11 protein-coding genes are annotated in these 24,316 nt (G+C 71.3%); 7 read left to right on the top strand and 4 right to left on the bottom strand.

Features of this window, described 5'->3' with window-relative positions:
* Positions 1-228: 228 nt before the first annotated feature.
* Together ACIBSV_RS20420 and ACIBSV_RS20415 are read left to right on the top strand one after the other, a co-directional pair.
* The gene (locus tag ACIBSV_RS20420) at positions 229-954 is read left to right on the top strand and encodes a TetR/AcrR family transcriptional regulator (protein WP_395865276.1); all 726 of its coding nucleotides are present in this window, start codon (positions 229-231) and stop codon (positions 952-954) included.
* A complete protein-coding gene (locus ACIBSV_RS20415; protein WP_395864888.1) occupies positions 951-2,390 on the top strand; it encodes an MFS transporter in 1,440 nt (479 codons plus the stop codon). The genes ACIBSV_RS20420 and ACIBSV_RS20415 overlap by 4 nt, the downstream gene beginning before the upstream one ends.
* A 273-nt stretch (positions 2,391-2,663) precedes the next feature.
* Here the strand turns inward: ACIBSV_RS20415 and ACIBSV_RS20410 are convergent, their stop codons facing one another.
* Positions 2,664-2,870 (bottom strand): cold-shock protein, encoded by a 207-nt coding sequence (locus tag ACIBSV_RS20410; protein ID WP_020554951.1) that lies wholly within the window; start codon positions 2,868-2,870, stop codon positions 2,664-2,666.
* A gap of 790 nt (positions 2,871-3,660) precedes the next feature.
* Between ACIBSV_RS20410 and ACIBSV_RS20405 the strand changes: the two genes are divergently transcribed.
* Positions 3,661-9,183, top strand: a complete 5,523-nt coding sequence (locus ACIBSV_RS20405) for a carboxyl transferase domain-containing protein (protein ID WP_395864886.1) — start codon at positions 3,661-3,663, stop codon at positions 9,181-9,183.
* A gap of 204 nt (positions 9,184-9,387) precedes the next feature.
* Positions 9,388-9,696, top strand: a complete 309-nt coding sequence (locus ACIBSV_RS20400; RefSeq protein WP_395864884.1) for a hypothetical protein — start codon at positions 9,388-9,390, stop codon at positions 9,694-9,696.
* Between the two features lie 102 nt (positions 9,697-9,798).
* On the opposite strand, the gene ACIBSV_RS20395 is transcribed toward ACIBSV_RS20400, so the two are convergent.
* From ACIBSV_RS20395 to ACIBSV_RS20385, 3 genes are all read right to left on the bottom strand, one after another.
* Positions 9,799-10,677: an SDR family NAD(P)-dependent oxidoreductase gene (locus ACIBSV_RS20395; protein WP_395864882.1), complete on the bottom strand. Its 879-nt coding sequence runs from the start codon at positions 10,675-10,677 to the stop codon at positions 9,799-9,801.
* A 52-nt stretch (positions 10,678-10,729) separates the two neighbouring features.
* Entirely contained in the window at positions 10,730-11,521 is a 792-nt protein-coding gene (locus ACIBSV_RS20390) for a thioesterase II family protein (protein WP_395864880.1), read from the bottom strand.
* A gap of 308 nt (positions 11,522-11,829) precedes the next feature.
* On the bottom strand, positions 11,830-14,307 hold the full coding sequence (locus tag ACIBSV_RS20385) for an efflux RND transporter permease subunit (protein ID WP_395864878.1): 2,478 nt from the start codon (positions 14,305-14,307) through the stop codon (positions 11,830-11,832).
* Positions 14,308-14,798: 491 nt separating this feature from the next.
* On the opposite strand from ACIBSV_RS20385, the gene ACIBSV_RS20380 reads away from it, so the two are divergent.
* Genes ACIBSV_RS20380 through ACIBSV_RS20370 form a run of 3 tightly spaced genes read left to right on the top strand, consistent with a single transcriptional unit; the run spans position 14,799 to position 24,312 of the window.
* Positions 14,799-15,893 carry an SDR family oxidoreductase gene (locus ACIBSV_RS20380; protein WP_395864876.1) on the top strand — a complete coding sequence of 365 codons (1,095 nt, stop codon included), beginning with the start codon at positions 14,799-14,801 and terminating at the stop codon, positions 15,891-15,893.
* Between the two features lie 57 nt (positions 15,894-15,950).
* Positions 15,951-17,537 carry a PfaD family polyunsaturated fatty acid/polyketide biosynthesis protein gene (locus ACIBSV_RS20375; RefSeq protein ID WP_395864875.1) on the top strand — a complete coding sequence of 529 codons (1,587 nt, stop codon included), beginning with the start codon at positions 15,951-15,953 and terminating at the stop codon, positions 17,535-17,537.
* A gap of 22 nt (positions 17,538-17,559) precedes the next feature.
* A complete protein-coding gene (locus ACIBSV_RS20370) occupies positions 17,560-24,312 on the top strand; it encodes an SDR family NAD(P)-dependent oxidoreductase (protein ID WP_395864873.1) in 6,753 nt (2,250 codons plus the stop codon).
* The last annotated feature ends 4 nt before the right edge of the window (positions 24,313-24,316 follow it).

The following is a 24,316-nucleotide window of genomic DNA, read 5'->3' as shown; positions in this document are numbered from 1 at the left end:
CCGGCTGGTCGTGGTCGCCCCCGAGGCCGAGTCCACGTCGGCGCTCTGCGCGACCAGGGTCTCCTGGACGAGTTGCGACCGGCCGCGTCGGCCTCGGGGCCGATGGCCCTGCGGAAGGCATGAGGCCCGGGGACCCGCACCCGGGACCCGCACCTCGGGGACCCGCACCTCCGGACCCGCACTCGTAGACACTGTCTACGGGTGTGGTAGACACTGTCTATGGCAGACATGGCACGCGAGGAATCGCTTCGGGAACGGCTGATCGACGTCGGCGTGGAGGTCGTGACGACCGATGGGATCTCCGCACTGGGTCTGCGTGAGATCGCCCGCCGGGCAGGGGTGTCGCACGGGGCCCCGCGCAGATACTTCGCCACACATCACGCGCTGCTCTCGGCGATCGCCCGGCGCGGCTTCGCGGACCTGAGGACCCGGTTCGAGGCCGCGATCGCCGCCGGAGCGTCGCCGCGCGACCGGTTGGCGGCGCTCGCGCGGGCGTATGTCGGGTACGCGCTGGAGCAACGCGGCATGTTCGAGCTGATGTTCCGACACGACCTGTTGGACAGCGAACGACACGGATCGGAGCAACCGCGGCTCCGGGAGTCCACCCTCCCGCTGTTCGAGATCATCGTCGGGCTCATCACGCGGTGCCGGACGGAGCAGGAGCAGGACGCGCGGCGCGGCGACGCACCGAGCAACGCCGGGCCGGTTCCGTCGCCGGCGGTGACAGCCGCGGCGCTCTGGTCGAACCTGCACGGCATCGCCCAGTTGTGGGCCTGGGACAGCCTGCAACTCGCGCTCGATACCAGGTCGGCGGGCGGCGGATCCGGACGAGGACCCGAAGGAGGACCAGAGGGTGGATCCGCGGTCGGCCCCGAAGTCGGCCCCGACCGCGGACCTCTCGATCTGCTCGTCAGGGCGGCCCTGGACGCTCACCTCGGCCCGGCGACCGCATGACCGAGAACACGAGGCGACACCTCGCGCTTGCCGTCAGCGTGGCCGGCGCGATGATCGTCGCGCTGGACGGCACGGTCCTGCTCGTGGCGCAGCCCAGCCTCCAGCGCGGCCTCGGCGCGAGTGTGGCGCAGGTCCAGTGGACCAGTACCGCCTACCTGCTCGCGGTGGCCGGACTGCTCGTCATCGCCGGACGCCTGGGCGACCGGTACGGACACCCCCGACTGATGTTCATCGGCGTACTCGGCTTCGGCGCCGCCTCGGCCGGCATCGCGCTCGCGCCGAACGTCGGCTGGGTGATCGTCCTGCGGGCGGTCCAGGGGGTGTTCGGCGCACTTCTGCAACCCGCCACCCTCGCCCTGCTGAGGTTGACATACACGCCGGATCGCCTGGGTACGCCGGTCGCCATCCGTACCGGCGCGATCGGGATCGCCGCGGCGGCCGGGCCCCTGCTCGGCGGCGTGCTCGTCGAACAACTGGGCTGGCGCGCGGTGTTCTGGATCAACGTGCCCGTCGCACTCGTGATCGCCGCGCTCACCCTCGCCCTGCGAGTGCCGACGCCCGCGCGTACCGGGTCGCAGCGGCTCGACCTCGTCGGTGCGGCCCTGCTCGCGAGCGCGCCGGCGATCCTGGTGCACACGCTGGCCGAGGTTCCGACGCGCGGATGGACCGCCGCGCCGACGTGGCTCGGGTTCGCGGTGGCCGCGGGCGTCGCGGTGGTGTTCGTCGTGCACGAGCGTCGCGCCGCGCACCCCATCGTGCCCTTGGCGGTGGCCCGCTCCATACCGGTGACGGCATCGATGGTGCTGCTGCTGGTCGTCAGCGGCGGCATGTTCGGGGCCCTGTTCGTGAGCACGTTCTTCTTTCAGGGCGTGCTCGGGCTCGACGCGCTCGACACCGCTCTGCGGGTGCTTCCGCTGACCGCGCTCATGGTCCTGGGCGCACCCGTCGCCACCGCCGCGCTGCGCCGATACGGAGCGCGGCACACCGCGATCGCCGGCGTCGGCCTGGTCGTCCTCGGCATCGCGGCGTTGTCCCGGATCGATCCCGGCAGCACATGGATCCTCACGGAGGCGGCCTTCGCCGTGCTCGGCGCGGGGTTCGCCGCCGTGATGGTCACCGGCACCGGGACCGTCGTCGGCGACGCGCCGCCCGGGTACGCCGGGGTCGTCGGCGGACTCAAGCAGACGGCGATGAACGTCGGTCCGACCCTGGGCATCGCGGTCGCCGCCGGCGTCATGCTGCCGAAGCCGTCCGGCGTCGGGCCCGCGAGCGCGATGCCCGCCCCGACGATGGGTCCGGCTCTGCTGACCCTGGCCGGACTCGCCGCCCTGGGTCTGCTGCCGGCGTTGCTCCTGCCCCGCACCCGGCCCGGTGCGAGGAACGACACGTCGGTCTCGGCCGACGAGCGTGTCCACACCGCCGACCGAGCGGCGTGAAGTCCCGGGCCGAGTCCGGCGATTGCTCGTCGAGTCGAGCGGGCGGCGGTCTCCGTTTCCCTGCGGAAACGTCTCCGATGAACGGAGATCTCGGTAGGTATGCCACCGGTGGGGGCACCCCGACCCTCGCGTGACCGCGCGCCCGTACACGTGGCATGTGCTGCCCCGTCGTCGTGGCCGCCGCGGTCGGGCACGCGGGCGGCTCGGGCGGGAAAGCGAAAGCGGGACCCGCGGCCTTCACGGCGCGGGTCCCGCAAGGGATATCGAAGGGCGTCAGGCGGGAACGATGTTCTCCGCCTGCGGGCCCTTCTGGCCCTGCGTCACGTCGAAGGAGACCTTCTGGCCTTCCTGGAGCTCGCGGAAACCCTGGGCGGCGATGTTCGAGTAGTGGGCGAAGACGTCCGGGCCGCCGCCGTCCTGCTCGATGAAGCCGAAGCCCTTTTCCGCATTGAACCACTTCACGGTGCCGGTGGTCGCCATGTCATTCTCCGTCTTTCGGGGGCAGTGCCGGAATGCGATGTGCGATTCCGTGTTCGCCGCAAGGAGCCCACCCGGAGATGACCGGCCAAACAAAAAGTGCACCCACGGATCACGCCCGTCAGGTGCACATAAAGTTCATGAGGACCACAACTGCAACTGGAATCAAGATAGCACGGAAAGCGACGAGACCACGGCGGAACGTCGCTCGACCCGCCCGCGCCGGCGCGCGACCCGGCGGGGGAGGGCCGCCGAGCCCACGTGCCCGACATCGCGCCACGGCCGCGGCGCGACATCGCGCCACGGCCGCGGCCGACCGGACCGACGAGTCGACGACGGGCCACACGACCCCCAACGCGGCCTCTCGTACGGGGGTTGCGCGGCTCGGCCGAAGGCGAGGGCCGAGGGTGGGGCCGAAGACCGGGACGAGCGACGCTGCTCCGAACGGATGACGGCCAATCAGGCAATCATCAAGCCGGATCCGAGGGCACCCGTCGTGTGGGTGATCGGGGCGCGCGGTGCCGAGGACCCGCTACGAGGTGCGGTTCGGGTGCGGCGGAGCCTGCCACGAGGACCCTCACGCCCGCCCCGGTCGGGCCGCGGCGCGTGACGGTCGGTGGTCGTTCGGCACACCCCGTCACCTGTAGCGTGCGCCGTCTGCGATATGGCCACGGCCGCGGGACGGAGGTCGTCACCGCCGGGCCCCCCTGTCGCGGCGCGCTCATCGTCGGTTCACAGGAGGGTCGTTCGGGTGTTCAGTCGTGTCGCCATCGTCAACCGTGGTGAGGCCGCGATGCGGCTTGTCCACGCCGTCCGGGAACTGGCCGCGGAAACCGGGACTCGGATCGAGACCGTCGCCCTGCACACCGACGTCGACCACGCGGCCACCTTCGTGCGCGAGGCCGACCTCTCCTACGATCTCGGCCCCGCCTCGGCCCGCCCGTACCTCGACCATGCCGTCCTGGAGCGGGCGCTGGTGGAGACCGGGGCGGACGCCGCCTGGGTCGGCTGGGGCTTCGTGGCCGAGGACCCGGCGTTCGCCGAGTTGTGCGAGCGGATCGGCGTCGCCTTCGTCGGCCCGAGCGCGGAGGCGATGCGCCGGCTCGGTGACAAGATCGGCGCGAAGCTGATCGCCGAGGAGGTCGGCGTCCCGGTCGCGCCGTGGAGTCGGGGCGCGGTCGAGACCCTGGACGCCGCCCTGGCAGCGGCGGCCGAGATCGGCTACCCGCTGATGCTCAAGGCCACCGCGGGCGGTGGTGGGCGCGGCATCCGGGTGGTCACGAGCGAGGCGGAGCTGACCGACGCCTACGAGCGCACCAGCCACGAGGCCGCGCGCGCGTTCGGCAGTGGCATCGTCTTCCTCGAGCGCCTGGTCACCGGGGCCCGGCACGTCGAGGTCCAGGTGATCGCCGACGGGCAGGGCACCGCGTGGGCGCTCGGCGTCCGCGACTGCTCGATCCAACGGCGCAACCAGAAGGTCATCGAGGAGTCCGCCTCGCCGGTCCTCGGCCCGGAACAGACGGCCGAACTCAAGGCATCGGCCGAACGATTGGCCATCGCGGTCGACTACCGCGGCGCGGCCACCGTCGAGTTCCTGTATCACCCCGGCGACAAACGCTTCTCCTTCCTCGAGGTCAACACCCGCCTCCAGGTCGAGCACCCGATCACCGAGATCACCACCGGGTTCGACCTGGTCAAGGCGCAACTGCGGGTGGCATCCGGGGCCAGGCTCGACGGCGGGCCGCCCGCCGAGCGCGGGCACGCCATCGAGGCCAGGTTGAACGCCGAGGACCCCGACCGCGACTTCGCGCCCTCCCCGGGCCGCATCGCGCGACTGGACCTGCCCGCCGGACCGGGCATCCGGGTGGACACCGGCGTCGGCGAGGGCGACACCATCCCGGCCGACTTCGACTCGATGATCGCCAAGATCATCGCCCACGGCCGCGACCGAGACGAGGCCCTGGGCCGACTGCGCCGGGCGATGGCGCAGACCACGGTGATCATCGAGGGCGGCGCGACCAACAAGAGCTTCGTACTCGATCTGCTCGACCAGCCCGAGGTGATCGACGCGAGCGCCGACACCGGCTGGATCGACCGCGTGCGTGCCGAGGGCAGGCTCGTCACGCGCCGGCACTCCGCAGTCGCGCTGGCCGCCGCCGCGATCGAGGCGTACGAGGAGGACGAACGCGTCGAGCGCCGAAGGCTGTTGTCGACCGCGTTCGGCGGACGCCCGCAGGTGCGGCACGAGAGCGGCCGGCCGCTCGACCTCAAGCTGCGCGGCGTCGGCTACCGGGTACGCGTCGCTCGAGTCGCCGCCCACCGGTTCCGCGTCGCCATCCAAGCGGGCGACGACATCCGAACCGCCGACTTCGAGCTCGACCGCTTCGACCGGCACACCGGCCAGATCATCGTCAACGGCACCTCCTACCGCCTGCTCACCGACACCCACGGGCCGATCCACCAGGTCGAGGTCGACGGCGTCACCCACCGGGTCAGCCGCGACGAGGGCGGCGTGGTCCGCTCGCCCGCGCCCGCACTGGTGGTCGCCACGCCGCTGGCGGTCGGGGCCGAGGTCGAGTCGGGTGCACCGATCCTGGTGCTGGAGAGCATGAAGATGGAGACGGTGCTGCGGGCGCCGTTCAAGGCGCGGCTGAAGGAATGCGCCGTGTCCGTGGGCAGCCAGGTGGACACCGGAGCACCGCTGCTGCGACTGGAACCGCTCGCCGACGACAACGCCCGAGCCGAGGACACCTCGTCCGCCGAATCCGTCGAACTGGACCTGCCCGCCGCGCCCGCGACGATCCCGACGCAGGAGCGGGTCACCCGCGGCTGCGAGGACCTGCGCGGCCTGCTTCTGGGCTTCGACGTCGATCCGCACGACGAACGCCGGGTCCTGGACGACTACCTCGCCGCGCGCCGGGCGGCCGGCGAGGAGGGCCACGGGCGACCGTTGGCCGCGGAACTCGAACTCGTCGACATGTTCGCCGACCTCGCCGAACTCAGCCGCAACCGCCCGGCCGGCGAGGACGGCCCCGGCGACGGCCACGTACACAGCGCCCGCGAACACTTCCATACCTATCTGCAAAGTCTCGACGCCGAACGAGCCGGACTGCCCGAGGCGTTCCGGGCCAAGCTCGCCAAGGCACTGGGACACTACGGCGTCACCGGGTTCGAGCCCTCGGCCGCGCTCGAGGCCGCGGTGTTCCGGATCTTCCTTGCCCAACAACGCGCGTCCGCCGACGCTTCGCTCGTGACCACGTTGCTGCGCGCGTGGTTGCGCGACCCGCCGCCGGACGAGACGCTGCGCGAGCCCGCCGGGTTGGTGCTGGAGCGGCTGGTGGCCGCCACGCAGGTGCGCTTCCCGGCGGTCGCCGATCTCGCGCGCGGCATGGTGTTCGCCTGGTTCGCCCAGCCGTTGCTGCGCCGCAACCGCGCTCGCGTGTACGCCGACGTCCGCAAGCACCTGCGTCACCTGGACGCGCACCCGGACACACCGGACCGCGCCGAGCGCATCGCCGCGATGGTGCGCAGCACCGAGCCGCTGGTGCGGCTGCTGGGCCGGCGGCTCGTGCGCGACGACCGGGACAACACGATCATGCTGGAAGTGCTGACTCGGCGGTACTACGGCAACAAGGCTCTGATCGGCGTGCGCACCACCGAGGTCGCGGGCTGCAAGTTCGTCGTCGCCGAGCGCGCGAGTTCACACCTGGTCTCCGCGGCGGTGCGGTTCGACGCGCTGGGCGGTGCGCTGCGCGGGTTGGCGAGACTGGCGGGCGAGGACGCCGTCGAAGCCGACATCTATCTCGCCTGGGAGAAGCAGCCGGCGGATTCCGAGGAGATGGCGGCGGCGCTGCACGAGGTCCTCGACATGCACGCGCTGCCGAACCGGGTCCGTCGACTCACCGTCACCGTCGCGGGCAGCCGGGGCGCGGTGATGCACCACCACTTCACGTTCCGCCCGTCCGGCACCGGGATGGTGGAGGAGCGACTGATTCGCGGTCTGCATCCCTACATCGCGCAGCGCATGCAGTTGGAACGGCTGAGCCGGTTCGACCTCACCCGCCTGCCGTCGTCGGACGAGGAGGTCTACCTCTACCAGTGCGTGGCGAAGGAGAACCCGTCGGACGACCGGCTCGTCGCCTGCGCCCAGGTCCGAGACCTGACCGAACTGCGCGGGCACGACGGCAGGTTGCTCGCGCTGCCGACGGCCGAGGACGTCTTCGCCACCTGCCTCGACTCGATCCGCCGCGCGCGGTCGCGGCGGTCGACCACGAAACACGCCAACACCAACCGGATCGTGATCTACGTCTGGCCGCCGAGCGAGATCACCCGCGCGGAACTGGAGACGATCGCCGGACGCGTACTGCCGACCACGGCGGGCGCCGGCCTGGAGGAGATCCTGTTCATCCTGCGGCAGCGCGACCGCAGGACCGGTGAACTGAACAAGATTGTCGTACGGATCACCTTCGACGCCTCCGGCGGCACCGAACTCACGGTCGGCGAGCGCACGGTGGAGCCGGTGGAGCCGGTCGACGACTACCGCCAGAAGGTGCTGCGCGCGAGTGGCCGCAACACCGTGTATCCGTATGAACTGGTCCGCCTGCTCGCCGGGACCGACGGCGGCTTCGTCGAGCACGACCTCGACGAACACGGCGCGTTGGTGCCGGTGGACCGGCTCAGGGGCGGCAACACCGCGGCGATCGTCGCGGGTGTGGTCAGCACGCCCACCGAGCGGCATCCCGAGGGTGTGACCCGTGTCGTGTTGCTCGGGGATCCGACGAAGGCGTTGGGTGCGTTGTCGGAGCCGGAGTGCCGTCGGGTGATCGCCGCGCTGGACCTGGCGGAGCACCTGCGGGTCCCGTTGGAGTGGTTCGCGCTCTCGGCGGGCGCGCGGATCTCGATGACCTCGGGCACCGAGAACATGGACTGGGTGGCCGCGGCGCTCAAGCGGATCGTGACGTTCACCCAGGACGGCGGCGAGATCAACATCGTGGTCGCGGGCATCACCGTCGGCGCGCAGCCGTACTGGAACGCCGAGGCGACGATGCTCATGCACACCAAGGGCATCCTGGTGATGACCCCGGACTCGGCGATGGTGCTCACCGGCAAGCAGTCGCTGGACTTCTCCGGCGGCGTCTCCGCCGAGGACAACTTCGGCATCGGCGGCTACGACCGCGTGATGGGCCCCAACGGCCAGGCCCAGTACTGGGCACCCGACCTCGCCGCCGCCCGCGACGTCCTGATGGCCCACTACGACCACACCTACGTCGTGCCCGGCGAGAGCCTGCCGCGGCGGGCGCGGACGTCCGACCCCGTGGATCGCGACGTCTGCGACTTCCGGCACGAGATGGGCGGCAGCGACTTCACCACCGTCGGCGAGATCTTCTCCGCGGAGCACAACCCGGACCGCAAGAAGCCGTTCGACATCCGGACCGTGATGCGCGCGCTCTCCGACCAGGACCATCCGGTGCTGGAGCGCTGGGCGGGCATGGCCGACGCGGACACCGCGGCGGTGCAGGACGTGCATCTGGGGGGCATGCCGGTGTGCCTGATCGGCATCGAGTCGCGGTCGGTGCCGCGACGCGGTTTCCCGCCCACGGACGGCCCGGACACCTACACCGCCGGCACCCTGTTCCCGCAGTCCTCGAAGAAGACCGCCCGGGCGATCAACGCCGCCTCCGGCAACCGGCCGCTCGTGGTGCTGGCGAACCTCTCCGGGTTCGACGGATCACCGGAATCCATGCGCAAGTTGCAACTGGAGTACGGCGCCGAAATCGGCCGGGCGATCGTGAACTTCCGTGGGCCGATCGTGTTCTGCGTGATCTCGCGCTACCACGGCGGCGCGTTCGTGGTCTTCTCCAAGGCACTCAACCCGAACATGACCGTCCTGGCCCTGGAGGGGTCCTTCGCCTCGGTCCTCGGTGGTGCGCCCGCGGCGGCGGTGGTGTTCTCCGGCGAGGTCAACCGCCGTACGGCGGCCGATTCGCGTGTGCGCGACCTGGAGGCCCTCGTCGCGGCGGCCTGTGGTGCCGAGCGCGCCGGGTTGATCGCGGAACTCGACGAACTGCGCTCGTCGGTGCGGGCGCAAAAACTCGGCGAGGTGGCCGCGGAGTTCGACCGGGTGCATGACATTCGGCGTGCGGTCGAGGTCGGTTCCGTCGACGCGGTCATCCGAGCCGCGGAGTTGCGCCCGCGGATCATCGAGGCGATCGAGTCCCGCCTGCACCCGACCGACGAGCGCCGTGCGGAAGCGGCCCAGGGCGAACAGCGGGGGTCCCTGCGCGAGGCGCCCGCGCCGGAGTCGACCCGCCTCTGACCCCTGAATGCAGCAGCGCGGCCTGCGTCCGTACGAGTGGTTCCGAAAATCCGGCGCAGGGGTGGTGAGCAGCGGCGATGCCCGAAAAGCCGTGAATCCGGCGGCGTTTCGGGTGTCGGCTGTGCACCTCGGCCCCCGGATCTGCGTTCAGGATGAATCCGACCACCTCGGCCGAGGTGGTGCTTTCCAAGGCAAGGGGTTTTCATGCGCAGGCTCACTCGCGCTTCCGTCACGGCCGTCGCGGCCGTGCTCCTGGCGGGTGCCGCGTCCGCCGCACCGGCGTTCGCCCTGGACGGCGTCGCCGACCGGCCGGCGTCGGCCCCGCAGCCGGGCGGTCACGGCTCCGGTGACGGCGACTCCGGCGGCGGTGGCGGCGGTGGCGGCATCTTCGGTGGTTGGGGCTACGGCCACGGCGACGCCCACGGCGGCGGCGGTGGCGGCGGCTGGGGCCCGTGGGGCGGCGGTGGCGGCGGTGGCGAAGGTGGCGGCGGCGGTTGGGGCGGCCTGCGGTAACCACCGCCACCCCGCTACCGCGGATGACATCGGCCTGCTCGATCCGATCGGATCGAGCAGGCCGATGTTGTTGCGGCGTTCGTCACGGCGACGTGGTGTTCGCTACGACAGTGTGCCCGCGGTGTCCTTCGGCGCCTGACGTGCGACCTTCGCCGTAGCGCGTTCGATCGAGGCGTGCACGACCGGTTCGAACGCGGAACCCAGCAACCGGGTGCCGAGGTCCATCACCTTCGCGTCGAGGCCGATGCACACGCGGGAGCGGCCCTTGCGGACGCTGGTCAGGATCACCCGTGCGGCCTCCTGCGCCGAGGTCTTGGACAACGAGTCGTGGATCGCCGCGACCTCGGCCCGGTCGGTTCCCTCCGCCGCACGCGAGTTGCGCACGATGGCGGTCTTGATCCCGCCCGGGTAGGCGGTGGTCACCCCGATCTCGGGGCCCTCGCGGCGGAGTTCGTTGCGCAGCGATTCGGAGAACCCCCGGACGGCGTACTTGGTCGCCGAGTAGGCGCTACGCCTCGGCATGCCGAACAACCCGAACGAGGAGGACACGTTGACCACGTGGGCGCCGCGCTCCGGGGCGGCACGGCGAAGGTGCGGGAGGAACGACTTCGTACCGTGGACCACGCCCCAGAAGTTGACGCCCATGATCCACTCGAAGTCGGCCCACTCCATCTCGTCGACGCTCGCGGTCAACGCCACACCGGCGTTGTTGACCACCAGGTTGACCTGGCCGAAGCGCTCCGCCGTGGTGTCCGCCCAGCCCTGTACCATCGCACGCCGAGCCACGTCGACCACGTCGGCGTACACCTCCTTCGCGCCCAGGTGCCGGGCCTGTTCCGCGGTCTCGTCCAAGCCGTCCGCGTCGACGTCGGAGAGGGCCAACAGCGCGCCCTGTCGGGCGAGGGCGAGCGCGAGAGCCCGGCCGATCCCCGAAGCGGCTCCCGTCACCGTGCACACGCGTCCTGCGTAGTCCCGAATCACGGGCTCACTCCAAAACTGGAAGACATTCGGATGACGGTCGGCGTTCCCGGAATCAGGAGAAGGCGCCGACGGTGGTGCGCAGGTCGGCGGAGAGGTCGGTGAGCAGACTCGGCAATGCCTCGTGCACGTACAGGTGTCCACCGGGATAGGTGCGCAACCGCATGGGCAACGTGGTCTGCTCCTGCCAATTCGACAGGGATTCCACGGCGACCAGCGTGTCGCCCCGAGCGCCGAATACACTCATCGCACAATCCAGCGGCGCCTCGTGCACGTATTGGTGCTGGAGGGCCAGCAGGAGATCGGCCATCATCGGCGGACCGAAAGCAGTCATCGCGCCCTGGTCCCGAAACACCTCGGGGGGAAGCAGGTCGGTCAGACCCAATTGGCGCCAGGGTTGGTCCGACACCAGGATCGGTCGGCACGCCCGCGCGAACGCACCGCCCTGGGGCGGGGGTACGGCGGACAGGGCCAGCAGCGACGGCATGGCGTGGCCGCATCGGCGCAGCTCACGCACGGTGTCGAAGGCGATCATCGCGCCGATGCTGTGGCCGAAGAAGACGTAGGGACGGCCGTCGTCGGTATCCAGGACGAGTTCCGCGACCATCGCGCACAGTTGCGCCGGATCGGTGAGCGAGACCTCGCCCGCCCGTGCGCCGCGTCCCGGAAGTCGTACCGCGGTCAGTTCGACCGAGTCCGGCAGGTATTCGACCCACGGCGCGAACATCATCGCGTCCGCACCCGCGTAGGGGATGGCGAACAGCCTTACCGGGGCCTGCGGCCGGGGTGTGAAGGTGACGAGGTCGGGGCGTGGTGAAGTGCTGAGCGGACGGCAGATGGATTCCACAGGCGATTCTCGATTCGTCTCGCGCGAAAAGGCGGCGGGATCGGGTGCGCTCGGCGAAAGCCGGCTGATCGCGGAAACTCTATGCCCCCGCGGGAGTTGGGCCGGAAACACGATCCGCCGAACGGGGTAATGGAGTCGACGCTATCGACAAATGACCGGAACGGCCTTTCGAATGAGTCGACTTGCAGAACAGATTCGGATCGCGGTCACCACCGGGGCCCGGGTCGAGCACGGATGGGAATTGAACTCCGCTTCATGGTCGAGTCTTTGCCATGCCATGGCACGGTGGTGTCGATCCCGCGACCGGGTCAGGGTGTCTGTTGGTCAGGGCCTTCGCTTGCCGAGTCCGCGGTCTGGCCGACCAGCTCCGGGCAGGCCTCGGCGCGTGCGTCGGGCAGCTTGGCGCCGATCTCGCGGGGGCGACGCCGGGGGAGCGTGGGCGCCCACCAGTTGGCTCGGCCGGTCAGGCGCATCAGTGCGGGGACCAGGATGCCGCGCACGACGGTGGCGTCCACGACGACGGCGACCGCGAGGCCGACGCCGACGGTCTTGAGCAGCGTGACGTTGGACATGGTCAGCGCGACCATGGTGGCGGCGACGATCAGGGCCGCGGCGGTGAACAGGCGGCCCGTGTGCTCGATCCCGAAGACGATCGAACGGGTGTTGTCCCCGGTGCGCACGAACTCCTCCTTGATCCGGGCGAGGAGGAATACCTCGTAGTCCACGGAGATCCCGAAGGCGACGGCCAGGGTCAGCAACGGCATGGTGGTCTCCAGCGATCCGTTGGTGCTGAAGTCACCAACCAGCCACCGCAGATGACCGTCCTGGAAGACGTAGACGATGGCGCCCAGGCTCGCGGTGATGCTCAACAGCCCCATCAGGACCGCCTTGATCGGCACCAGGACGCTGCGGGTGAACAGGAAGAGCATGACCAGGGTGCCGATCAGCATGATGCCCGCGCCGTAGGGGAGGGCCTCCCGCAGGGTGTGCTTGGTGTCGGTCAACTCCGCGGCCTTGCCCGCGACCAGGTGGGGTTGCGGCGCCGGCAGGGTCCGCAGCGTGTGCACGAGCGCGACCGTCTCCGGCGCCTGACTGTCGGCGGTACTGACCACCCGCAGCACACTGCCGATGACGACGGGGGGAGCCGGCGCCGGCGGCTCGACCGGGCGTACCACGACCCGCGTTTGGTCGTCAGGGGCCGGTACGTCGGCCGCCGGTGTCGACGGCGAGGGCGACTCCGGTACGTCGATCACCGGCGCCGAAGGCGACGGCGACTGTGGTCCGTTGCTCGCCGGGGGCGACTGTGGTCCCGGGACGGGCAGGCCGGCACGGTAGTCGCCGGTGTCGGCGAGTACGTGCGCGACATGGGGCAACGCGGACAACCGCCGGGCGTAGGCGTCGATCGCCGGGCCGTCGGTCGCCGCGTTCGCCCGGGGCAGCACCACCGGGATGATGCGCTCGGGCGGGTCGGCGAAGTCCGTGCGCAACAGGTTGGCCGTGGCGTGGGGTTCGGAGCGGGTCGGCAGGATCGTCTCGTCGACGGTGGTGAACCGCGCGTGCAGGAAGGGCAGGGCCAGGACCAGGAGCAGTACCGCGGCGGCGCCGCCGCACAGGATCGGGCGGGCGGTGGCGACGGTCGCGATCCGACGCCAGAGCGGACTGCCGCCGCCCACGCGCCCGGACCCGCGCCGGAACCGGCGGAACGGGTCCAGCCGGTCCAGGCGCGGCCCCAACACGGCCAGCAGTGCGGGCAGTACGAGCAGCGAGGTCAGCGCCGAGATGATCACGACCAGGATCGACGCCCACGCCAACGAGCGCAGCAGTTCCAGCGGGAAGACGAACAGCGCGGACAGGCACAGGGCCACCGTCGCCGCGGAGAACAGCACGGCACGTCCGGCGGTGGCCATGCTGCGGGTGATGGCCCGGCGTGAATCGGCGCCCCGGGAGAGCTCTTCGCGATATCGGGTGACGATGAACAGGGCGTAGTCGACGGACAGCGCGAAGCCCAGGGCGGCGCAGATGTTGATCGCGAACACGGTGATCGGCATCACCAGGGTCAACGTGGCCAGCACGGCCAGGGCGCCGGCCACCGAGACCGCGCCGACGGCGAGCGGGATCGCCGCCGCGGTGAGCGACCCGAAGGCCAGCAGCAGGATGATCATGGTCAGCGGCGCCGCGAGCAATTCCCCGCGTTTGAGGTCGCGTTCGGACTCGTCGGTGGCCTGCGCGTTCAGCCAGGCGGGCCCGGTGGCGCTGACCCGCAGACCGTCGCCGGCGGCCTTGCGGGCGGCCGGGACCAGGGAGCGCGAGGTGGCCACGTGGTCGCGTTCGCTGCCGGTGAGGTCGACGCGGATCAGGGCGCCGTGTCCGTCCCGGGAGCGCAACAGGGTCGAGCCGGTGCTCCAGTAGGACTGGGCCTCGCGCACGCCGGGCCGTCCCGCGACCGTGGCGGTGAGCCGGCGGCCCGTCTCGGCGACCGCGGCGTCGTCGACGGGTGTGTCGGCGCGGACGTAGAGCACCAGGTCGGCGGCCTTCGCCCCGTAGCGGGCGGCGACGCGCTCGGCCTCGGCCGCCTGGGTGCCCGTCGCGGTGAACCCGCCGTTGGACCAGCGGTCCCTGGCCCCGGCGACCACCGTGGCGGCCAACACCAGGACGATCATCGCGCCCACCAGGAGCCAGCGACGATGCCGAACACACCACCCCGCGAGGCGGTTCAGCGCGCCGCCGGGCGGGCGCTCGTGCGACACCTCGTGCTCGGGGGGCGGGACCGGGATTGTGTCGAGCATTGCATGTCCTCCCATGGCGACGTTGCCTGCGCGGTGGGTGGCGTCGCCCGTGAACCGAGATCAGGTGGAGACGCGGCGGGCCCCGAACGGCCGGCGCCCGGGGCCGGCGGCCATCGACGAGGGGTATTTCGTTGCCGGCGGTCCGCCGCACACACGGGGATGTCCGGGGAATCACTGCTCGCGCCGGAAGCGAGGTTACCCCGCCGCGGACCGGCAGGTCGCGATTGCGGACATCGACCACGCCGATCCCGGAATTCGGACGAAGATAATCCGACAGTCGCACCGAGATTCGAGCGAATACGCGTACGAATATGTGCCGGTTTCGTCCGTTTGGGTCATTCGCCGACCCGACGACGCGTCCGCAGACAATTGGTCCATCATGATGAATCCGACTCGATCGCCTGTTAGCGGAGCTTTCCGGTCCCGTGTCCGTGCATAGAATCGACCCGCAATACCGGTCATCGGGTCCCATCGAGAAGAGGCACACGATCTTGCGGGTTACATTGACTGGTGGCACCGGTTTCCTCGGTCTGCGACTCATTCGTGAACTTGTGAACCGGAATTGTTCCGTCACCCTGCTGTCGCGTCGCGGCGATGTAAGTGCGATCGACCGAGCCTCCCAGGCTTTCGGTCGACTGGCGGAGCCGTCGGCTTTCATCGACAAGTTTCGTCGGCGCGCCGACGAAATCGAGATCGACATCGCGCAACCGTTGTTCGGCCTCCCGGACGACACGGTGGAAAAGCTCGTCCGGCGGACCGACATGTTCCTTCACAGCGCCGGCAACATCGACCTCAACACGGGCGCCCGTGCGATCCGGCCCGTCAATGTGAACGGGACGCAAAATTTCCTCGACATCGCGTCCAGGAGTCCCTACGGCGCGCCGTTTTGTCATGTCAGCACCGCTTTCGTGGCCGGTGCGCGACGATCCGGAACGGTGTACGAGGCCGACCTCGTCGACACGTACGGCTTCGAGAACGAATACGAGCGGTCCAAGTGCGACGCCGAAGCCCTCGTGCACCGCTGGTCCGGTGAGAAGGGAATCCCGGCGCTGATCATGCGCCCCAGCATTCTCCTCACCGACCGCCCGCCGGTGCCGGGTCTGCCGGCCCACCCCTTTCAGACCATCAGCGCACTGCTGCGCGCGTCGACCATCGAAAGGGGCATCGCCGGTCTTTCGATTCCGCGAGGTCTGCGGCCGGTCATCCACATGGTGGGACGGGTCGACGCCCAGCTCAACTGCCTCCCGGTGGAGGACGCCGCGAACGCCATGGTCGGCATCGCCGCGGAATACCGTTCGACGACCGTCGAGACCCATCACATCGTGCATCCGGAGTACGTGGCGGCCACGACGCTCATCGAGCTCTTCGAGAAGTTCGCGCCGATCCGTATCGTGCTGAAAACCGCGCTGCCCGAGCGGCTCTCCCCGGCCGAACAGCGCTTTCACAGCTACGCCGGATTCTCCGCGTACTTTCGCCACACGCGCGTCTTCGACGACCGCAACGCGCGCCGTGTCCTGGGCGCGCCCTGTTCCCGGACGCCCGTCGACATGGCCTACCTCCTGGCCGGAACGCACGGGATTCTATGACGGTCGACGACCCCGAAATCCGGCCAACTTTCCGAAAGGCCACAGGAGAAACCGTTCATGACCATCGGACTGCAGGCATCACCCCGTCGTGAATTGCCGGACCCCACCGCCGACGGTCTCCTGGCCGTGCTCCGCCAACCGCGGAGCGCGGCCACGATCGTTCGGCGCCGGTCCGACTCCGCGACCGTAGCCGTGCCCGGTGACGCGCCGGTCGAAGGCTGCGAAGTCGTCGGCACACTCCCTCCGTTGTACCCCGAATGGCTGGGCGACAGATCCTTCACCGCCGATCACGGCGTGCGATTCCCCTATGTGGCCGGTGAGATGGCCCAGGGGATCGCGGGCGTCGCCATGGTCAAGGCCATGGCCCGAGCGGACCTGTTGGGGATCTTCGGCGCAGCCGGCCTGCCGATCGACGCGGTCCGGCGGGCCATCGAGGAACTGCGGCGGGACCTGCCCGAACACGCCTCGTGGGGCGTGAACATCATCCACAACCCGCACTCGCCCGCCTGGGAGAACGAGGTGGCCGCCCTCGCCATCCGACACGGCGTGCGGTGCGTTTCGGTGTCCGCCTTCAGCGAGGTCACCCGAGCCCTCGTGCACTGTTGCGCCGCGGGCCTGCGCGCGCGGGCCGACGGCCGGGTGGAGCGGCCCCGGATGATGATGGCCAAGGTCTCGCGTCCCGAGGTCGCCGAACAGTTCCTCGCCCCCGCGCCGCCGGCCCTGCTGCAAGAGCTGGTCGCCGAGGGGCTCCTGACCGCGGACGAGGCCGCCCTCGCGGCCCACGTGCCGATGGTCGACGACCTCACCGTGGAATCCGACAGCGGCGGGCACACCGACGGCAGGCCGCTGTCCACCGCCCTCCCGCAGATCCTCGCCCTACGCGACGCGGTCGCCCACCGGCACGGCATCGCGCCGCGCACCAGGATCGGCGCGGCCGGCGGCCTGGGCACCCCACACGCCGTCGCCGCCGCGTTCGCCATGGGCGCCGCGTACGTGGTGACCGGATCGGTCAACCAGCTCAGTCTGGAGGCCGACACCTCCGACCGGGCCCGGGCGATGCTCCAGGCCGCGGACACCATGGACGTGGCCATGGCGCCGTCGGCCGACATGTTCGAGCTCGGGGCGAAGGTCCAAGTCCTCAGTCGAGGCACGATGTTCGCGGCCCGGGCCGCGAAACTGGCGCAGCTCTACCGCGATCACGAATCACTGGAGGAGATTCCCCCGGCCCAGATCGCCCGCCTGGAGCGGGAGATGTTCCGGCAGCCGCTGGCCGACGTCTGGGCGCAGACCGAGGAGTTCTGGCGCGCCAGGGAGCCCGCGCAGGCCGACCGGGCGGCCGTGGACGCCAAGCACCGCATGGCGCTGGTGTTCCGCTGGTACCTGGGTATGTCCAGCACCTGGGCGACCACCGGAACCGCCGACCGCAGCGTGGACTACCAGATCTGGTGCGGCCCCGCGGTCGGCGCGTTCAACGACTGGCGCAAGGACGGCTTCCTCGCCGACCCCGCGAACCTGTCCGTGGTGCAGATCGCCCGCAACCTGATGGAGGGCGCAACGGTCCTGACCCGCGCGCACCAGCTGCGCAGCCACGGCGTCGACCTGCCGGCCCAGGCGTTCACCTTCCCCGCCCATGAACTGCTCTGATCCGTCCACTGCAAGGAGCCCCGTGCCCGAGAGTTCCCGCCCCTCGCAGCCGCCCATCGCCGTCATCGGTCTGAGCACCCTGGTGCCCGGCTCCGCGGACGTCGCCGGGTTCTGGCGCGACCTGGTTCACGCCCGCGACCTCATCCGAGACGTGCCGGAAACCCACTGGCTCGTGAGCGATCACTACTCGAGCGACCCCACCGCCCCCGACAAGACGTACGGCAAGCGCGGGGCGTTCATGTCGCCGGTGGCGTTCGACCCGCTGGCCTTCGGCACTCCGCCGTCGACCATCGACGCCACCGACACCGCGCAACTGCTCAGCCTGATCGCGGCCGAACGCGTTCTGCGCGACGCCTGCGGTGAGCAGGGGCCGTCCGAGACGCTGCGCGAACGCACCGGCATCATCCTCGGCGCCAGTCCCACCGAACTGGCCTTCCGCATGTCGTTCCGGTCCCAACGGCCCACCTGGCGCCGGGTCATGCTGGCCGGTGGCGTCGACGAGCACAAGGCCGACGAGTTGTGCGACGCGATCTCGGCCTCGTATCCCGTATGGAAGGAAAGCTCCTTCCCGGGCATGCTCACCAACGTCATCGCCGGACGCGTCGCCCGCCACTTCGACCTGCACGGCAGCAATTACACCACCGACGCGGCCTGCGCCAGCTCGCTCTCGGCGATGAGCGCCGCCATCGACGAACTCACGCTCGGCCGCGCCGACATGATGATCACCGGTGGCGTGGACCCGCTGTGTGACGCGTTCGGGTTCACCTGCTTCAGCAAGACCCCGGCGCTGTCCCCGTCGGGCGAGTGCCGGCCCTTCTCCGCCGAGGCCGACGGCACCCTCCTGGGCGAGGCCGTGGCCATGGTCATGCTCAAGCGGCTGGCGGACGCCGAGCGCGACGGCGACCGCGTCTACGCGGTGATCCGCGGCGTCGGAACCTCCTCCGACGGACGCGGATCCTCGATCTACGCCCCCGCCGTCGCCGGTCAGGTCCGCGCGTTGCACCGGGCCTACGCCAGTGCGGGCTACAGCCCCGCGACGGTGGAACTGATCGAGGCGCACGGCACCGGCACCAAGGCCGGCGACACCGCCGAAGTCACGGCCCTGCAAGAGGTGTTCGGCACCGGTGACCCGGCCGACATCGCGCGCTGCGCACTCGGATCGGTCAAGTCGCAGATCGGCCACACCCGTACGGCCGCGGGCGCGGTCGGACTGGCCAAGGCCGCCCTCGCGCTGCACCACAAGATCCTGCCGCCCACGCTCAAGGCGGACCGGGCCGACCCGGCCCTGGAACTGGAAAAGGGTCCCTTCTACCTGAGCACCCGGACCCGACCCTGGATCCGGGGCAGCGAACACCCGCGCCGGGCCTCGGTCTCCAGCTTCGGGTTCGGCGGGACCAACTTCCACGTCACGCTCGAGGAGCACCGCACCGAAGAGTCCGCCCCGGCGGTCGACGCGTACACCCGCACCGCTCCGAGCGAACTGGTCCTGTTGAGCGCAGAGTCCGGTCCCGCGCTGGTCGCGGCGCTGGACGCGCTGACCGCGGACACCGCGCCGTTGCACGACCTGGCACGTCGTACCCAACTCGCCTTCGAAGCCGCGGCGAAACACCGGCTGTGCCTGGTCGCGCGCGACGAGGACGAGCTTCGGGCCCAGGCATCCGACGCCCGACGCCGGATCTCGGCGGAACCGCAGAGCGGGTTCCACACGCCCGCCGGCATGCGCTACGCGTGCGGCGCCGCCTCGACCGACAAGATCGCGCTGCTGTTCCCGGGACAGGGCAGCCAGTACCCCGACATGGGGATCGACGTCGTGCTGCATCAACCGCGCGCGCTCGCCGCGTGGGACGCGGTGGCCGACTTCGCGATCGACGGACGCCCCCTGCACCGCAGCGTCTTCCCGCCGCCGGTGGCGGACCAGGCGGCCGAGCGCGAGCACGCCGAGCGGCTCAAGGCCACCGAGTGCGCGCAACCCGCGCTCGCCGCACACGCGTTGATGATCCAGGAGATCCTGGGCGCGGTCGGCTTCGTGCCGGACTGCGTGGCGGGCCACAGCTTCGGCGAACTCTCGGCCCTGCACGCGGCCGGTGTCTACGACGACGCCACGCTGATGTCCCTGGCCCGCGCCCGCGGCGAACTCCTGCGCGACGCGAGCAAGGTCTCCGGCGCGATGCTCGCGGTCACCGCCTCCAGCAAGGAAGCGGACGACCTGGTGCGCGGCATCCGCAGGGCCTGGGTCGCCAATTACAACTCCCCGACGCAGCACGTGATCTCGGGCGCCGAGTCCGCGATCGCCAAGGTGGAGCAACGCGCCCTGGAGCAGCAACTGCCCACCCAGCGGCTCGCGGTCTCGTGCGCCTTCCACAGTCCGCTGCTGCAGTCCGCGACCTCCGGGTGGCGGCCCACCCTGGAACAACACGATTTCACGGCGCCTCGACTGCCGGTCTACGGCAACGCCGACGCCAAGCCGTATCCGGACACGGCGCCCGAGATCCGCACCGTGCTGCGCGATCACGTCACCTCCTCCGTGCGCTTCGCCGAAATGATCCTGGCCATGCACGATGACGGCGTCCGCACGTTCGTCGAGGCCGGGCCGGGAACCGTACTCACCGGCCTGGTCGGTCGGATCCTCGCGGACCGTCCGCACGTCGCGCTGAGCGCGGACCAGACCCGGGGATCCGGACTCACCGCACTGCACCGCGTCCTGGGCGCGCTGGCCGTCGCCGGACGCCCCCTGGACTTCGCCCCGCTGTGGGCTGCGTTCACCTCGAGCACTCCTTCGCCATCGTCAACAAGGACGGGTATGACCATCCCCATCTCCGGTCCCAACCCCGATGTGGGTCACCGCGAGAAGACCCCTGCCGCGCCCGCCGTACGCGAGTCGGCCGCCGGGTTCAGGCAGGCCGGCCCGCCGACGACCCCGACCGCGCCGGTCGCCGCGGTGCACCAAGCGCCGCCGCCGACGCCCGCGGCCGTCACCCAGGCACCACCGCCCGCCCTCGTCCAGGCCGCGCTTCCGCCCGCGGCCGTGGCACCGTACGCCGCGCCCGAGCCGGTGACGCAGTACCCCGCGCCCGCTCCGGTGGCGCAATACGCCCCGACGGCTCCGGTGGCGCAGTACGCCGCGCCCGCCCCGGTGGCGCCGGCCGCACCGGTGCCCGCGCCCGTTCCCGTGCCCGCGCAGCAGACGCCCGCCGTGCCGGTGCGGACCTACGAGGCACCGGTCGCGGAGGCGACGACGCACGACGTCACCTCGTCCGGGTCCACCTGGTCGCCGGTGACCTCGTCCGGTGCCTGGCTGCACGCCTTCCTCGAGGTACAACGGCAGGCGAGCGACGCGCACAGCGCGTACCAGAGCACCACCTCGGCCAGTCACGCCTCCTACCTCGACCTGGCCAGGACCTCGCTGGACGGCCTGATGGCCTGGCAGCCCGGTGCCGAGCCCCGTGCCGTGGCGGCTCCGGCGCCCGCTCCGGCGCCCGCGCTCATGCCCGCGCCCGCCCCGCTCGCACCGGCCCCGCAGGCGTTGGAGGCCCGGCCGCACACCCCCCGGGAGATCAGCCCCGCGCCCGCCGCGGTGACGCAGTACCCGCCGACCCCGGTCACCCAGGCTCGGCCGCCCGTGCCGGCGGCCCAGGTCGCCCCGGCCCAGCCCCGGCCCCCGGCGCAACCGGCCGCCGTGCACGCGGCGCCCGCGCTCCGGCAGATCCCGGCGCCGACCGCCGCCCCCGCCCCCGCCCTCACCTCCGCCCCGGCCCCGGCTCCGGTCGCGGCGCCCGCGGCCCCCGCCCAGGAGAGCGGCGCGGACGTGGCGCTGGCGATCGTGGCGGAACTGACGGGTTATCCGGTGGAGATGCTCACGCCGGACATGGACCTCGAGGTCGACCTGGGTGTCGACTCGATCAAGCGGGTGCAGATCCTGACCCGGTTGCGGGACCACTTCCCGGACGAGGCGAACGTCGACCCGGCGGACCTGGCCCGGCTGCGTACGATCGCCGCCATCGCCGACAAGATCACCTCGCTCCGGGCACCGAACGGCGCGACCCCGCAGACCCGGGCGCTCGCCTCCGTCCCGGCCCCGGCCCTGGCCCCGCTTCCGGAATCGGCCTCGGCTCCGGCCCAGGAGAGCGGCGCGGACGTGGCGCTGGCGATCGTGGCGGAACTGACGGGTTATCCGGTGGAGATGCTCACGCCGGACATGGACCTCGAGGTCGACCTGGGTGTCGACTCGATCAAGCGGGTGCAGATCCTGACCCGGTTGCGGGACCACTTCCCGGACGAGGCGAACGTCGACCCGGCGGACCTGGCCCGGCTGCGTACGATCGCCGCCATCGCCGACAAGATCACCTCCCTCCGGGCGCCCGACGTCGCGACCCCGCAGACCCCGGCCCCGGTCGCGCCCGCCGCGCCGGCCGCCCGCGCGCAGGAGCAGATCCCCGCACAGGCCAAGCACGCCGCGCCCCAGCTCACGGTCCTGCGCACCGGCACCACCCTGGTACCCACCGAGGCCGCGAACGGCGGCCCCCTCAAGGGCCTGCGCGAACAACCGCTGTTGATCACCGACGACGGCACCGGCGTCGCCGAATGCCTGGCGGAGACGCTGCGCCGCGAGGGCATCAAGGTCTCCGTCACCGACCGGGTGACCGAGGACTCCACCGCCGTGATCGTCCTCGCCGGCCTGCGCGAGATCGACCCGGAGCAGGACCCGGACGCACCCACCCGCGAGGTCTTCACGACCCTGCACACCATCGCCGAGGCCATGGAGCGCCGAGGCGGCGTCCTGGTCGTCGTCCAGGACACCGGCGGCGCGTTCGGCACCTCCGGCATCCGCGGTCGCGAGGGCTGCGCCGGCATCGCCGCGCTGGCCCGGACCGCCGCGAACGAATGGGCGCACGCCTCGATCAAGACGATCGACATCGAGCGGGCCGCCCGCGCGCCCCAGGACCTCGCCCAGGCCATCGCCACCGAGCTCCTGCACGGCGACGACACCACCGACGTCGCGCTGACCGCCGACGGCTCGCGCGCGCTGCTCCGCGGCACCACCGAGACCCTCGGCACACCGCGCCCGCTCGACCTCGGACCGGACCCGGTGATCGTGGTCACCGGCGGAGCCCGCGGCATCACCGCGTCCTGCCTGATCGCCCTGGCCGGCGCCCACCGGCCCAAGTTCCTGCTCCTGGGCCGGACCCGCCCCGTCGACGAGGACGACGAACTGCGCGGCGCCGCGGACGAGACCGCCATCCGCAAGGTGCTGAGCAACCGTCGCGACGAGAACACCGGCGCCACCCCGACCCTGGCCGAACTCGCCGTCGCCTCCGGCCGGGTGCTCGCCTCCCGCGAGATCCGCACCACCCTGGACCTGCTGGCCGTCGCCGGAGCGGAGACCCGCTACGTCACCGCCGACGCGACCGACCGCGAGCGGGTCTTCGAGGCACTGGCCGAGGTACGCCGGGACTGGGGCCCGATCACGGGCATCATCCACGCCGCCGGTGTCATCGCCGACAGCAACATCTCGGACAAGACCCAGGCCCAGTTCACCTCCGTCTACGACACCAAGGTGCGCGGATTCCGCACCCTCCTGGAGCTGACCGACAACGACCCGGTGCGCCTGGTGTGCGCCTTCTCCTCGGTCAGCGCGCGACTGGGTACCGCCGGGCAGAGCGACTACGCGGCGGCCAACCAGGCCATGGAGCAGATCACCGCGACCGAGGCGGCCCACCGCCCGGAGTGCACCGTGCGAGCCGTGGCCTGGGGCCCCTGGGCCGCCGGCATGGTTTCCCCCGCGCACGCCGAGCACTTCCGTCGGCTCGGCGTCCCGCTCCTGGAAGAGAGCGCGGGCGTCCAGGCGTTCATGACCGAACTCGAGCAGTCCGGTCCGGCCTGCGTCTCGATCGCCGCCGGCGCGGCCGGTCCCGCCGTCGGGACCGACCACGGCGGCGTCACCGAGATTCTGGTCGGCGCCGACACCCACCCCTACCTGGTCGACCACAGCATCGCGGGACGCCCCGTGGTGCCGGTGGCCCTGGTGCTGGAATGGTTCGCCCGCGCCGCGCGTACGGCCCTGCCCGACCAGGATTCCGTACTGGTCCGTGACCTGCGCGTGCTGCGCGCCGTCGCACTGGACAAGTTCGGTGTGGAGGAGACTCGGCTGCGGGTGCACGCGCGCCCCGACGCCACCCAGCCGGACGCCCCGCTGCGCCTGGAACTCAAGAGTGCCGACGGCGCCCTGCACTACGCGGCCCTCGCGGGTCCGGGCGAGGTCGCGACGTTGACCGCCCCGGCCGCGGAGCCCGTCGACGAGAGCTTCGAGGTACACCCGGGCAGCGCCGTCTACGACGGGGCCATGCTCTTCCACGGACCGCTCTTCCACGCCATCACCACGATCAACGGGCTGAGTTCCGCCGGGGCGACCTGCGATCTCGTCGGGCTGCGGCAGCTCGGCTGGGCGCACGACGCCTGGCAGACCGACCCGCTCGTCCTGGACGGCGCGCTCCAGGCGGCCTGCCTGTGGGTGTTGTCCTCGGCCAGCGTGCAGTCCCTGCCGATGGGCGTTCGTGAGGTACGCGTGTTGTCGACGGGCGCCGTGGACACCCCGGTCAAGTGCACCGTCCACAGCGTCATGCAGGGCACCGACAACGCGATCTGCGACATCTGGCTCACCACCGAGCACGAGGGCGCGGAGCGGGTCCTGGGCGTGCTCGCCGGCGTGGAGATGGTCTACCGCCCGGACCTGTCCAGCCCGCAGCGAACTGCGGCGTTGATCTCGACGGACGCGTGAGGGG

Source organism: Embleya sp. NPDC050154, from assembly GCF_044460165.1.
Lineage (GTDB): Bacteria > Actinomycetota > Actinomycetes > Streptomycetales > Streptomycetaceae > Embleya.
Note: the sequence above shows the minus strand (reverse complement) of the source record. Positions and strands in the feature narration are given on the sequence as shown.